General features: G+C 45.4%; 12 protein-coding genes. 2 read left to right on the forward strand and 10 right to left on the reverse strand.

The window, feature by feature from the left end; translation table 11 throughout:
• Positions 1 to 113: 113 nt before the first annotated feature.
• The 3 genes from Q4Q49_RS09470 to Q4Q49_RS09480 form a co-directional block, all read right to left on the reverse strand.
• Entirely contained in the window at positions 114 to 3170 is a 3057-nt protein-coding gene (locus Q4Q49_RS09470; protein ID WP_261272674.1) for an AAA family ATPase, read from the reverse strand.
• The gene (locus Q4Q49_RS09475; RefSeq protein ID WP_261272675.1) at positions 3167 to 4312 is read right to left on the reverse strand and encodes an exonuclease SbcCD subunit D; all 1146 of its coding nucleotides are present in this window, start codon (positions 4310 to 4312) and stop codon (positions 3167 to 3169) included. The genes Q4Q49_RS09470 and Q4Q49_RS09475 overlap by 4 nt, the downstream gene beginning before the upstream one ends.
• 400 nt (positions 4313 to 4712) lie before the next feature.
• Entirely contained in the window at positions 4713 to 5483 is a 771-nt protein-coding gene (locus tag Q4Q49_RS09480) for a TSUP family transporter (protein ID WP_106650169.1), read from the reverse strand.
• Positions 5484 to 5640: 157 nt separating this feature from the next.
• Between Q4Q49_RS09480 and Q4Q49_RS09485 the strand changes: the two genes are divergently transcribed.
• A complete protein-coding gene (locus tag Q4Q49_RS09485) occupies positions 5641 to 6528 on the forward strand; it encodes a LysR family transcriptional regulator (RefSeq protein WP_311999218.1) in 888 nt (295 codons plus the stop codon).
• 153 nt (positions 6529 to 6681) lie between these two features.
• Here Q4Q49_RS09485 and Q4Q49_RS09490 read toward each other — a convergent pair whose 3' ends face one another.
• From Q4Q49_RS09490 to Q4Q49_RS09510, 5 genes are all read right to left on the reverse strand, one after another.
• Positions 6682 to 7077 (reverse strand): ribonuclease E inhibitor RraB, encoded by a 396-nt coding sequence (locus Q4Q49_RS09490; RefSeq protein ID WP_011846490.1) that lies wholly within the window; start codon positions 7075 to 7077, stop codon positions 6682 to 6684.
• A 22-nt stretch (positions 7078 to 7099) separates the two neighbouring features.
• Positions 7100 to 7330 (reverse strand): RNA-binding S4 domain-containing protein, encoded by a 231-nt coding sequence (locus Q4Q49_RS09495; RefSeq protein WP_006081165.1) that lies wholly within the window; start codon positions 7328 to 7330, stop codon positions 7100 to 7102.
• 74 nt (positions 7331 to 7404) lie between these two features.
• Positions 7405 to 7941 (reverse strand): GNAT family N-acetyltransferase, encoded by a 537-nt coding sequence (locus Q4Q49_RS09500; protein ID WP_300482160.1) that lies wholly within the window; start codon positions 7939 to 7941, stop codon positions 7405 to 7407.
• 68 nt (positions 7942 to 8009) lie between these two features.
• Complete coding sequence (locus tag Q4Q49_RS09505) at positions 8010 to 8288, reverse strand: peptidylprolyl isomerase (protein WP_006081163.1); 279 nt, start codon at positions 8286 to 8288, stop codon at positions 8010 to 8012.
• Between the two features lie 171 nt (positions 8289 to 8459).
• Positions 8460 to 10289: a DUF885 domain-containing protein gene (locus Q4Q49_RS09510; protein WP_311905565.1), complete on the reverse strand. Its 1830-nt coding sequence runs from the start codon at positions 10287 to 10289 to the stop codon at positions 8460 to 8462.
• Between the two features lie 79 nt (positions 10290 to 10368).
• On the opposite strand from Q4Q49_RS09510, the gene Q4Q49_RS09515 reads away from it, so the two are divergent.
• Entirely contained in the window at positions 10369 to 10878 is a 510-nt protein-coding gene (locus tag Q4Q49_RS09515; RefSeq protein ID WP_006087408.1) for a diguanylate cyclase domain-containing protein, read from the forward strand.
• Positions 10879 to 10953: 75 nt separating this feature from the next.
• Here Q4Q49_RS09515 and Q4Q49_RS09520 read toward each other — a convergent pair whose 3' ends face one another.
• Positions 10954 to 12198 (reverse strand): tetratricopeptide repeat protein, encoded by a 1245-nt coding sequence (locus Q4Q49_RS09520; RefSeq protein ID WP_220592595.1) that lies wholly within the window; start codon positions 12196 to 12198, stop codon positions 10954 to 10956.
• Positions 12199 to 12200: 2 nt separating this feature from the next.
• Positions 12201 to 12821: an energy transducer TonB gene (locus Q4Q49_RS09525; RefSeq protein ID WP_012088830.1), complete on the reverse strand. Its 621-nt coding sequence runs from the start codon at positions 12819 to 12821 to the stop codon at positions 12201 to 12203.
• Position 12822: the final 1 nt, after the last annotated feature.

Here is a 12822-nt window from a genome sequence, read left to right on the forward strand (position 1 = left end):
GGCATTTTCAACTGACTTTGTGGACATTATCCTAATGTTAAACACGCAGGTGTCACAATAAATAACATATATAAAACAGAATGTTATTTATCGTACACAGAGAGAACGAGCGACTAAGGCAAAACTATCGTCATTTCGCTCCCATGTGAGGTTTTATTGATGTCGATGCGCGTATTTATCTGCTCTTTCATCTCAGAAACGTGCGAGATCACCCCGATCATGCGACCCGAAGACTGCAGATCCATCAAGGTTCGAATCGCCAATTCCAATGAATCCTGGTCTAAACTGCCAAAGCCTTCATCGATAAATAAGGTGTCGAGTTTTATCCCTCCCGCATAAGCTTGCACCACATCGGATAGCCCTAACGCCATGGACAAGGCCGCCATAAAACTTTCGCCGCCGCTTAAGGTTGCCACAGGGCGCACTTTTGAGGTGTAGGCATCTTCAACTTCTAACTCGAGCCCAGACGCCTTGTTACCCTTTGCTCTATCTTCCTTACGCAGCAAGCGATAACGTCCCTTACTCATCAGATGCAGCCTATGGCTCGCTTCGAGTAGCACATCGTCGAGCAGTACGCTTAATACAAAACGCTGCAAACTGATCTTATTGCCTGTTTTCCCATTCGCCACATCGGCAAGCGTGCCGATAACCGCATACTCATCCTCTAATGCCTTAGCTTTCGTGTCTGCAATACTCAATTGAGTTTGGGTTTGTGTGAGTAATACGCTGCGAGTGTGAAGCAACTGCCATGCCTGCTCTGCTGAGTGTAATGCTTGCTGCGCCGACTCAAGCTCGGCAGCGAGCTTAATGCTATCGGGCGGCACTTTATCCTTAAGCTTAAGCGCTAACTGTTCACACTGGGCCTTAGTCAAAGCGCTGCGCTGCTGGTAAGCCTCAATCTCGCTGGCTAATGCATGCAGTTTATCTTCATCTAGCATGGCCGCAAATAAGGCCAGTTGGTCGGTAAATCCCGCTGCGACTAATTGCTGATTGAGTTGCTGCTGGGCACGCGTTTGCTGGGCTAATGCCGCCTCAGCGGTATTTTCGGCACCATTCAATGCTGCTTTAGCTGCAACAAAGGTTTGCCCCGTTTGTTGCTGAAGCGCCCTCACCTCAGCAATCTGTTGTTTGATCTGGTTTATCTGTTGCTGGTTTTGCGTGATAGCAGCAGTTAATGCCTCAAGCGTTGAAAGCGCAGGCGGGACGCTTTGTTGCATGTGTGCTAACTGCCCCTGCAATAAATCCACTTTAGATTGCAGCGCACTATCTTGTGTTTGTCCTTGCTCCAGCTTTTGTTGCAGATGCGTTTCCTGCGCGTGCAACAAGACAATTTCTTGCTGTAACTGCTGTAAATCTTGATGAGCTTGCTCAGCTTGTCTGAGTGCGAAAGCGTATTGCGACAAGGTATGCGTATGTTCATCTAACGACATATCAACCGCAGTGCCCAATTGGGCCGCGAGTTCTTGCGCTTGTTGCTGCAAGGTTTCTAATTGAGTCTGTAATCCGCGATATTCCGCTCTGGCTTTGCTCAGGACTTCTTGGGCCGTTGTTTCAGCGTTTTGGGCCAATTGCAGCGCTTCATCGCTTGGGAGCGGCTCTTGGCTCTGTGCTGGCTGCGGATGAGTTTGGCTGCCACAAACAGGGCAAGGTTCATCTTGCTGTAGTTGCCGCGCTAAAATGGCTGCCTGTCCTTGGTGCCAAGTCATTAATAAAGCTTTATGTGCAAATTGTGCTTGCTGATGCTGGGCATTGAGCTGTTGTCCGTGCGCTTTTGCATTGGCAAGTTTTGCCTGTGTCGACGATACCCTTGCCGCCACTTGCTGCCATTGCTGATAAGTCGACAATAACTGCTGTTGCTGCTGGTGCGCCTGTTGCAATGAGAGGCGAGTGTCGCTGTTGGCCTGCAATGGTGGCAAAGCCAATTCCAATTCACGCCGTTTTTGAATGACTGCGGTTAACTCATTTTTACTGTTCTGAAGCTGTGCTTTAGCCCTAACTAACTGCGCTTGCTCTTGCTCGAGAGTTTTATTGAGTCTATCCAGCTCCCTAAGCTGCGGCCCCAGCGCATTCAGTTGCTGTTTGGCTTGTTCCAGTTCCAATAGCGACGCTTCCAATACGGGCAAGTCTTGCGCTTTGAGCTCGGCATCATCAAAGGCTTGCTTGGCCTGAGTCAACGCCGTTTGCGCATGACTAAAGGCGAGATTGGCGGCTTTTGCTTCCTGTTCACGAGCTAAAAACACCTCAACCATAGGCGCTAAACGCTGCGCTTGTTTGGCTAAGTTCAGCTTATGGGTTTGTGCAGCGATACTTTCTTGCTGCGCCTCGAGCGCTGCTGCGGTTTGAGTTAAGGTATCAAACTGCGCAAATTCAGCCAGTAGATGCTGGGCGGCATCGCTGGCTTTAATCACTAATTGCTGCTGTTGTAATGCCTGTTCCTTAGCACTTTGAGCGAGCGCAAGTTCAGGCGTGAGCTTAGCTAATTCACTGCTTAGCTCGTCATCGGATGCTAGGCCAGCACTTTGTAAAATACCATCGCGGCGACTGCGTTGATCTTTCACTAAGCCGCTAATATCGGCAGCCTTATTTTTTAAGGTATCTTCAATCCGGCGATAAATATGCGTTTGAAATAATTGACTAAATATCAGCTCACGCGCTTTAGAGTCCGCCATTAATAATTCGCGAAACTTACCCTGAGGTAATACCATCACTTGGCGAAACTGCTCCACATCGAGCCCAGTCAAAGCTTCAATCTCAGCGGTAGCCTCGGACACTTTGCTGGCAACTAATAAGCTTTCATTGCCATCGGCGTCAATTTTAAAGAGCTGCGCTTCAGGCTTTTGCACTGTCGAGCCGTCACCGCTTTTCTTAACTCTGTCTTGCTCTGGCACCCGGCGAATACGATAGCTGTTACTACCGAGCAGAAAACTGAAAGTGACTTCTGTTAGTAAACTATCGTCGGCCATATCACAGCGCATCTGGCTGCCTTCACGCTCATTACCTGTGGTTTTGCCATAGAGCGCAAAACAAATGCCATCGAGCAAGGTCGTCTTACCCGCGCCTGTAGGCCCGTTGATTAAAAATAATGGATTGGTTCCAAGGGCGGTAAAATCAAGTGTCTGAGTCGATGCAAAGGGGCCGAAGGCTGACATTGAAAGGCTAAGGGGTCTCATGCTTGGCGCTCCTCATTGTGTAGCTTAGTCAGGAGGTCATCCATCACGGCTTGCTGTGCTTGCGTTAAAGATTCACCAGACACTTGAGAGAAAAAGTCACAGAACATATCCATCTCGCCTTTTTTGATATGATCCCGGCTCAAGGCGACTTGCTGCTGCCCCGCCATCAAGCCTGTACGCTCTAAATGCAGCACATTCGGGTAGATCGCCCTGAGTTTGCCCATAGCGTCTAAAATGGCATGTTTATCGAGGAGCCTGACCATAAGGTAATCTTCACGCTTGATATCCGTTTTACCTTGGGCGAGTAAGGTGTCTAACTCCCCTTCTAAGATGCGAACATCACGCAGCGAGGTTAACGGCAATAAACGGATATCAATCGGCGTTTGCGCGCCTAGTTCAACTAAGGTCACCGATTTGTGTTGATGTTGTTCACTAAAGGAATACTTCAAAATCGAGCCTGAGTAGCGCACATGCTCGGCGCCTTTGTATTGCGGTCCGTGCAAATGCCCAAGGGCAACATAATCAAACTCAGTAAAGAGCTTTGGCGATATTTTATCGGCGCCACCAATACTGAGCGGCCGCTCTGATTCTGACTCACTGCCACCATCCAAAAAGCAATGGCTTATCACCACTTTGGGTAAGCCTTGGCTATCGTGCTGGCGCACTTTTTCCAGTAATACATCCATGGCCATTTCGTGGCTCGATGCCTCACACTCAAACACTTGCCGCACTGTTGCTGGTTCAGCGTAAGGCAAGGGATAAAAAACCACATCACCACTTGTGCTCGACAAAGTAATAGGATGAATGTCAGCACTCAAGGGCCCCACAATATATAAGCCACTTGCCGCCATTTGTTTTGCCGCAAACCCTAAGCGCTCGTGGCCATCGTGATTACCGGCAATCATAATCACTTGCAGGCCTAAATCTTGTACTAAACGGTTGAGTACATCATCTAACAGCGCAACCGCGTTTGCTGGCGGAATCGATCTGTCATAAATATCCCCCGCCACAATCACAGCATCCACCTTGTGCTCAGCTGCTAAGGCAATAATTTGCTCGAGCACAAAGGCTTGATCATCCAGTAATGACTGATTGTGTAACTGACGACCTATGTGCCAGTCCGAGGTGTGGATAAATTTCATAATCGCTCTTTTAAAGAAGTGGTAGCGCTAAACCTGAGCGCATGTGCCGGCACATCAACGCAAAAAAGGCAGACGAGATAGACACAGCACGCATGCAAATCGGGTTAAATCGTATTAAATAAAGACATAGCGTTTAAATGCACATAGAAAAATGAGAAGCCTAAAAAGTGCATTAAAATTGACAGGTTATACTATTCAAAAACCTTGAAAGAGTACACCTATTGCAAAGCAGGAAGAGGCGTTACGGTCATCTTTAGAGGATATTCTAAGCGATATCCACCTCAGCTAAACTTATGAGCCAAGGTGAACGTCACTGATAAGATAAAAATAACTTAAGCTTACGCGCGAAGATTAACTAATCCGCCGTTTAAGGCTGCGCTTATTGATAAGAAACAATCAATTAGAATAAGTGATATTGCGTTGCGAGGAGTTTAAAGCTCATGGCAAGGGACATAGTCACGACCAGTGGCTTGATAATCTTCGTGCCTTTAGTCACAACCAGACGAGAACCCAAAGTTGCGCCAATCGCTTGTCCTGCGAGCATAACCAACCCCAATAACCAAATCACTTTGCCGCCCAAGGCGAAGAAAATCAGCGAAGCTATGTTGGTTGAGAAATTAAGTAGTTTCGCGTGAGCCGTAGCCTTAGCCAAACCAAAACCTGCTAACGATACAAACGCCAGCGCAAAAAAGCTGCCAGTGCCAGGACCAAAAAAACCATCGTACAATCCCACACCTAAAGCAGCAGTAAAAGCAAATGCGGTAGGTGTCAGCACTTGATGCTTATCGTCTTCAGAAATCTTTTTCGAAAATAAGAAGTAACAACCAATTGCCAAAATCAAGAATGGCAACATTAATTCCAGCACTTTAGTATCGACGAGTTGAACGAGAATCGTGCCTAACGCCGCGCCGATAAACGCACAGAACAAGGCTAATTTAACGGATTTAAGATCCACTAACCCTTTGCGGACGAAATACAAGCTCGCAAAAAAACTACCACCACAGGCCTGTAGCTTATTTGTGCCTAAGGCAACCGCAGGCGGCAAGCCTGCCCACATGAGTGCAGGGATCGTCAACAAACCACCACCACCGGCGATAGAGTCGATAAAACCAGCCACCATAGCGACGGCAAAAAGTATCGCTGCGATTTGTAGAGTCAGTTCAAATTCCATAATGATTTATTATTCTTCTGATAAAAAAGGGAGTAATTGCTGAGCATTAGACTGCGTTTGCCAAATAAACGCAAAGGAGTTATTGTCGCCACTGCGTGAGCTAAACTCACGCAAAATCTATAATCCGGTTCGGATTTGCCCAGTTATAGGAGATAAAATGTTGACCGAACTGCCGCCACTCAATTCCCTCCGCGCTTTTGAAGCCGCCGCGCGCTTGCAAAGTATGACACTGGCAAGCAAGGAGTTGCATGTCACCCATGGTGCGGTCAGTAAACAAATCCGAGTATTAGAGGATTATTTGGGTTTTGCGCTTTTTGTACGCCTACATAAAAAAGTCAGTTTAACCGATGAAGCCAAGCGCTATTTACCCCATGTCCAAGCCGCGCTGCAAACCCTGTCAAGTGCAACGAGTGACCTACGTCGTCTGCCATCTAAGCCGCAGACCTTAGCCATCAATGTGCTGCCAAGCTTAACCATTAATTGGCTTATTCCAAGAATGGAGCAGTTTAAATCCCGCCATCCACACCTTTATGTTGATTTGTCGATTGGCGACTTTGCCGTGGACTTTAGTCAAGGCCGTTATGATATTGCGATTCGCAGCTGCACAGCCATTCCTAAGGGCGCGAATTATATCAAGCTGATGGATGAAGATTTGTGCTTAGTTTGCGCGCCATCGTTAGCGCCAAAACTGCAAAATATTGAGGATATCAATCACGTCACCTTACTGAAACACACGACAAGACCCGAACTGTGGGAATATTGGGCAGAAAAAGTGGGCTTAACACTCACTCAAGCGCAATCCTTTGGCGTCGAGCATTTCTACATGCTGAGCCAAGCGGCAGCCAGTGGCATGGGTGCAGCACTAATCCCGCGATTTTTTATCGAAGAGCAATTGGCAAACGGTAGTTTAGTCATCCCCTTCGACGCCCCTTTCACTAGCCCTTATCGATATTACTTACTCACGCCCAAGTCCCCTTGCTTGCCGTTAAAAGCCCAAACCTTTATTGACTGGTTATTAGAAGTGTTTGCCCCTTATCGCCATTAAACAATATTTGGAATTTCACCATTCCAGCAAGGTGCAATAACGCTATATGTGCCAAATAAAGCTATGGTGTGCAGCAAATGGGCGCAAAAAAACGGCAATAAAAAACCACCAAGAAGGTGGTTTCTTAGACTCAAAGGTCAAAGCAAATCAGCATCAGTGATTGCAATGAGCACCGTGAACATGCTCATGGTCATCATCTTCCATAAACTCGTCATCACCGTCTTGGTGTTGCATTACGCCCCAACCGTCGGTCATGCCACCGAATTCGGCAGCAAAATCATTCAACATGACTTCTTGCTCAACCAAAGTATCGTAATCAGGTACCATATTGAGGCAAACAATGATTTCCCACTTGCCCAGCTCATCATTCAGATTCAGCTCAAGCTCGCCTTGCAAGTCAGAATTTGTGAGTTCTTCTAACGCCGTTTCAGCATCACGTTGGTCATCAAAAACCAAAAAGAAATCAACATCTAACTCTTTTGTTAAATCGATTCCTGCTTCAGCCATTGCGGCCAGCATTTTACCATTGTCATCATCTGGAAATTGCATATCTTGCTCCACTGTTTCAGGCTTATTCTGCCGCAATGATTTGAACTGATTCACCATTAAAGCTGACGATATCGCCCGCAATAATTTTTTTACGCTTACGAGTTTCAACTTCACCGTTCACAGTGACTTGACCTTCCTCAATAAAATGCTTGGCTTCGCCGCCGGCATTGCTCATGCCCTGCACTTTTAATACTTTGTACAATTCAATGAAATCTTCGCCAGAATGCAAAGCCAATTGATTAATTTGCGCCACTTAATACACGCCTTCTAAAAATAAACCTGCGGCATTATACCAGCACCGCATAAAATCCGCTGAAGATAATTTGGCTAGAGACGTCTTTCATCGGCAAGTAAACCGAAGACCGATTCATCGAGCCAGTTTTCACCGACTTTGAATTGCTGCCTGAGTAAGCCTTCAAGCCTGAAGCCACACTTTTCAAGAACCCGCGCCGATGCATGATTATCTTTGGCGCAATGACCAACAAATTTATGCACATTAAAACTTAAGCAGGCCCAATCAATAACCGCCATTAAGCTCTCAGTCGCATAACCTTTGCCGTGGCCCTCTGCGGCCAGTAAGTAACCCACTTCGGCACGCTGCTCATCAAGGCTTTGGCAATAAAGGCCTGTTAACCCAACAAATTGGCCTGTATCAACAGTCTCAATTACTAGGGTGAGCCAATCGCCTGAACCGTAAAACCAAGTATTTGAGCGCTGCTGAAACTTACTACGGATCACCTCTTGCGACTCTGGCACTCGCACATAGCGATTAATCTCAGGATCGCTGTGCAACGCATAAAACTGTTCCCAGTCGCTATCTTGTAAGCTCCTGAGTTTCAATCTATCGGTATAGAGTTCCAGCATAGTGACTCCGTGATGAGCAGATAAAACAAAAACGGCAGCAAACGCTGCCGTAAAATAAGCTGTAAAACTTACGCGCGGCTGGTCACTTCAAGCAAATGAAAACCAAACTGCGTTTTAACTGGACCTTGCACTTCGTTTAATGGCGCGCTGAAGACAACTTCATCAAACTCTCTCACCATCATACCAGGACCGAATGACCCCAATTCGCCGCCTTGGGCACCTGATGGGCAAGAAGAGTGCGCGCGAGCAATTTGAGCAAAATCCGCGCCTTCCAATATTTGCTGTTTCAGCGCTTGACACTGCTCTTCGCTGCTGACTAACAAATGTCTTGCTGTTGCCTGGACCATAGTAAAACTCCTGTGAGGATCATGAGACATTTGCCCCAAATATCATTGATATTCCCATTAAAACATCCGTTTTAACAGGTTTTGAATCAACAGTATAAAAACTTTCTGTTGAATAAAAAAGTCTTAAAATGCCGTCATTCACATCAAAGTCAAATAACGGCATATTACGGGCTAAGCCTGTTTAGACGCTATCCAACGGTCAATTTTATTTTCCATAACCGCCATAGGTAATGAACCTGAGGTGAGGATTTGATCGTGGAACGCTTTTAAATCAAATTTATCACCCAAGGCTTTTTCAGCGCGGGCTCGCAGTGCCAGGATCTTCAGCTGGCCGACTTTGTAAGACAAAGCTTGACCAGGGATTGCCATATAGCGCTCCACTTCAGCGACTATGTCACTTTCAGCCATCGGCGAGTTATCTTTCATGTACTGAATTGCTTGTTCACGACTCCAGCCTTTTGAATGAAGACCGGTATCCACCACTAGGCGCATCGCACGCAGCATTTCATCGGAAAGCTTGCCAAAATACTGATAAGGATCAGTAAACAAGCCCATCTCAATACCTAAGTACTCAGCATAAAGTGCCCAACCTTCCTCGAATGCCGTATAACCACTAAAACGCTGGAACTCAGGCACACCAGTTAGCTCTTGCTTGATCGCAATTTGGAAATGATGCCCAGGAGCAGCCTCATGCAAAGATAAGGTCGTCATGCCCCACTTTGGCTGCGCCTTAAGATTATAAGTGTTGATATAGAACACACCTGGACGACTGCCATCCACCGCTGGTGATTCGTAAGAAGCACCCGCTGCAGATTGCTCTCTGAAACTTTCAACTGGCTTAACCACGTAATCAGCTTTAGGCATCACATTAAAGTAGTTAGGGAGCACTTGATTGATTTTATCTTTCAACACCATATAACCATCAATCAAACCTTGACGGTCGCTGTAGAAATACTGAGGTTCGGATGATAAAGAGGCGAAAAATGCCTTTAAATCGCCCTTAAAACCGACTTGCTCACGTACCTTATCCATCTCAGATAAAATTCGCGCCACTTCACTTAAGCCAATTTGATGAATTTCATCCACAGACATAGTGGTGGTCGTATGTGAGTTAGCCAGATGCTGATACCAAGCTTTGCCGTTAGGTAAACCAGACCAACCATCAGTCGCCCGCGACTTAGGTAAATAGGTTTGCTTAAAGTAATCACGCAAGTCCGTCAACGCTGGCACGATACGCTCGGCTATCATGGCTTGATAACGGGTGGTCAATTCGGCTTTATCTTGCTCAGAAAAACTCTCGGGGAAATGTTGAATGGGTGAGTAAAAAATACTCTGAGTCGCATCAGTCGTTAGCATAGCGTCTAACTGGGGAATAATGCGCTCTACTAACACCCGCGGTAGCACCACTTTACTTTCAATGCCTTGATTCATCCGATTTTCAGCAAGCGTTACCCACTTGATAAAACCATCAACCCTCTGTTCCCAATTACGATAATCATCGACAGTATTAAAAGGTTGCGCACTTTCGCCACTACCAAGCTGCACCATAGTAATGACAGTGCTATAGAACTGGCTTATCGGCATAAAACGTGAAGGGAAAGTTTCGTCAACTAACGCCATATCTCGGTCATAGACAAACAGGTCATAACTTAACTGTAGATCCGCGGGCAGTTGTTTTGGATCTATCGCGCGCACCTGGGCTAAATAGTGAGTGTTAAGATCATGGCGAGCCTTGAGGTAATCCTCGGTTAAATCACCGCCGAAATCAGCGTTATAGTCATTAACACCAACAAAAGTAGCGTAAATAGGCTCAAGCTTTAGGTAATCTTTAAAATAAGCATCCACTAGCGATAAATAGCGCTGCTCTGCTGTTTGTGTTTCGCCCTGCTCAGCAACGGCATTTGATTGACTGTTTTCTTGAACTGCCGTGGCTTCAGGCTTAGAACAACCTTGAAGGGCAAAGATTAACGCTATCGATCCTGCCAATAAACCCAATTTCATTTTATTATTTCTCCTTTTTGGCCCGCTATTGCAGAACTGTTTCTATACTTAGTTCAAGGTCTGCTATCGGAGTTAATCTATGATCTACTCGTTCCGCAACTCAGGTTTCAGGGATCCAGAAACTGGAGTCTATAACCAAACCTATTTCATGGAAGTATTCAACCGAGAATGGCATCGTCATATAAGAGAACACCAAAGCTTGGCACTATTGTATCTGTGCCCTCACATTCATGAAACCGTCAAACAACCCCATTTACTCGAATTCTTTACCAAACAAGTGCAAGAAGCACTATTAAGAGCAACAGATATGATAGCTAGACTTGATCATAATCACTTCGCACTGGGTTTATTCAACATAGATGAGGAGGGAGCTGAGGTGGTGTTAAAACGAATAGAACAACAAATTTCTGATTTCAATCAAAATTTTGGTAAAAATCATAAACTGACAATCGATTATAAACTGGCCGCCTGCATTTGCTTACCGACGCAAGAAAACAAAATCGAATCGCTCTTCAGCAATGTCAGCCAACTCTCACAAGATCTTGAAAAAAATCATGATCAATCTCAAGCTTTAATCCGCTTACAGTAAATTTTTGACATTAAATTACATCAAATAAAAAGCCCCTTACGGGGCTTTCAAATCTGATACAAAACTGCCAAGCACTTACAGTGTGATGTTATGCATACGTGCTTTCTCTTTGATATAAGAGATATAGCTTTTTGCACTCTTCTCAGTCTTTTTATCGTTGGCGGCTAATACTGCACGGTTATAAGCTGACTTGTACTGTTTCAAACTTAAATGAGCCAAAGCTAATTCGAAGTTTGCTTCGCCAGGATGATCAATACCCATAGATATGGCTTTTTCAAGCACAGGGATCGCTGCAGTGTATTGTTCATTCAAGTTCAGTAAGCGACCTTGTTTCAAGTAAGTCTTACCATCATTGCTGATAGCTGCAGCTTTACCATAATACTCAGCGGCTTGTTTAAACTCTTTTGCATTCTGATAAAAACCAGCCAAAATCTCTAGAGACTTAGCATCCTCAGCGATCAAGCCCGATTTCATATGCTTCTGATAGACTTTAGCGGCTTGATATGGAGCACCTTTCTGTGCCATCAATTGTGCTAAACGAGTAATGTTACCCGCACTATCTAAGAAACCATTTCTATAAGCTAAATCGTAAGTTGCAAGAGACTTGTCATAGTCTTCAACCATCAGATAAAACTGCGCTAATTGAACCCATAATCTGCCATCATCCGGGAATAATGGCACCATGACTTCTAACACGCCAACAGCTTTCTTATACTTCTTTTGATTGAAGTAAGAAGTTAGCTTCATCTGATATAAGCCTTTATCAGGAGTCTCAGCTAATGAAAGACCTTTATCGGCCACTTCAATCACTTTATCCCACTGTTTTAGCTCAGAGTGTGCAATACCAATACGACGATAAATTTGAGAGTCAGCTTTACAAGTAAAATCCATCCACTTGTAATAGTAAGGAATCGCTTCCTTAAATTTCTTCTCTTGTAACAGTAAATCCGCATAAAGACGCATGGTCGCAGCATGATCCGTTCCACCTAAAATATCAGCTTCAACAGCTTGTTTTAGGTACTTGATCGCAGTATCCATTTTGCCTTTCTCGGCATAAAAGTTACCTAGCATGCGTGCAACATAGGCTTTATCGAAATCGTTCTTTGCATTTGCTTCGAGCAAAATAGCAATGGCTTCGTCCAGCTGACCATTGGTATAAGCTTCAAACGACTTCTGAACTTTTTTCGCAGCGCCTTCACCTACAGCTTTAGATTGACGTTTATCGATCTCACACTTTTCAGCTGCTACCGCAGATGAAACAGATAATCCGCCACAAATAGAAAGCAATAATAGAGCTGCGATTTTATTAACATTACGCATCGTTATTTGCCTCCTTTATCTAAGGTAAAGTCCAGCTGAACCGTCTGACCTGGTTGCTTCAGTGGCTTGCCATCAACAATCTTTGGCTTGTACTTCCACTTCTTCAGTGCTCGGATCGCTTCTTTATCAAATAAACGTTTTGGCTCTGCTTGAATAACTTCAACGTCATCGATACCACCGAGTTCGTTGATAGTGAAGCGAAGTTGTACCCAACCTTCTTTACCATCACGAGCCGCAGCAATTGGATACTGTGGTTCGATACGAACGATAGGCGTTGCATCACCATCGCGAGTCATCATATTGCCTAATTTAAAACCGGTACTTGCACCACCAGCCTCTACACCACCCATATTGAACGACATTGACGTATCAATATTACTTGATGAATCAGGTGGCGTTGTATCAGGCTTCTGTGGTTGCTCTGGTGGTGGTGGTGGCTTAGGCACTACCCTTGGCTTATTCTGTGCTTTTGAATCCTGTCTATCCATAGTGATTTCAATTACAGGGGTCTCGGCCGATGTTTCGCCGCGCTGTGCGCCGCCACCGACCAAGAACGCCATAAAAGCGAACAGACCAAAAGTCACAGCAGCACCAATAATGATCGATACTAGTGCTCTTAGCATA

The sequence above is a fragment of the Shewanella sp. SP1S1-7 genome (assembly GCF_031932105.1).
Taxonomy (GTDB): Bacteria; Pseudomonadota; Gammaproteobacteria; order Enterobacterales; family Shewanellaceae; genus Shewanella; species Shewanella baltica.

Excerpts from the sequence above, each read along its gene's own strand:
- Q4Q49_RS09470 (WP_261272674.1), bottom strand. The coding sequence starts at position 3,170 with ATGAGACCCCTTAGCCTTTCAATGTCAGCCTTCGGCCCCTTTGCATCG.
- Q4Q49_RS09475 (WP_261272675.1), bottom strand. The coding sequence starts at position 4,312 with ATGAAATTTATCCACACCTCGGACTGGCACATAGGTCGTCAGTTACAC.
- Q4Q49_RS09480 (WP_106650169.1), bottom strand. The coding sequence starts at position 5,483 with ATGGAATTTGAACTGACTCTACAAATCGCAGCGATACTTTTTGCCGTC.
- Q4Q49_RS09485 (WP_311999218.1), top strand. The coding sequence starts at position 5,641 with ATGTTGACCGAACTGCCGCCACTCAATTCCCTCCGCGCTTTTGAAGCC.
- Q4Q49_RS09490 (WP_011846490.1), bottom strand. The coding sequence starts at position 7,077 with ATGCAATTTCCAGATGATGACAATGGTAAAATGCTGGCCGCAATGGCT.
- Q4Q49_RS09500 (WP_300482160.1), bottom strand. The coding sequence starts at position 7,941 with ATGCTGGAACTCTATACCGATAGATTGAAACTCAGGAGCTTACAAGAT.
- Q4Q49_RS09505 (WP_006081163.1), bottom strand. The coding sequence starts at position 8,288 with ATGGTCCAGGCAACAGCAAGACATTTGTTAGTCAGCAGCGAAGAGCAG.
- Q4Q49_RS09510 (WP_311905565.1), bottom strand. The coding sequence starts at position 10,289 with ATGAAATTGGGTTTATTGGCAGGATCGATAGCGTTAATCTTTGCCCTT.
- Q4Q49_RS09515 (WP_006087408.1), top strand. The coding sequence starts at position 10,369 with ATGATCTACTCGTTCCGCAACTCAGGTTTCAGGGATCCAGAAACTGGA.
- Q4Q49_RS09520 (WP_220592595.1), bottom strand. The coding sequence starts at position 12,198 with ATGCGTAATGTTAATAAAATCGCAGCTCTATTATTGCTTTCTATTTGT.
- Q4Q49_RS09525 (WP_012088830.1), bottom strand. The coding sequence starts at position 12,821 with ATGCTAAGAGCACTAGTATCGATCATTATTGGTGCTGCTGTGACTTTT.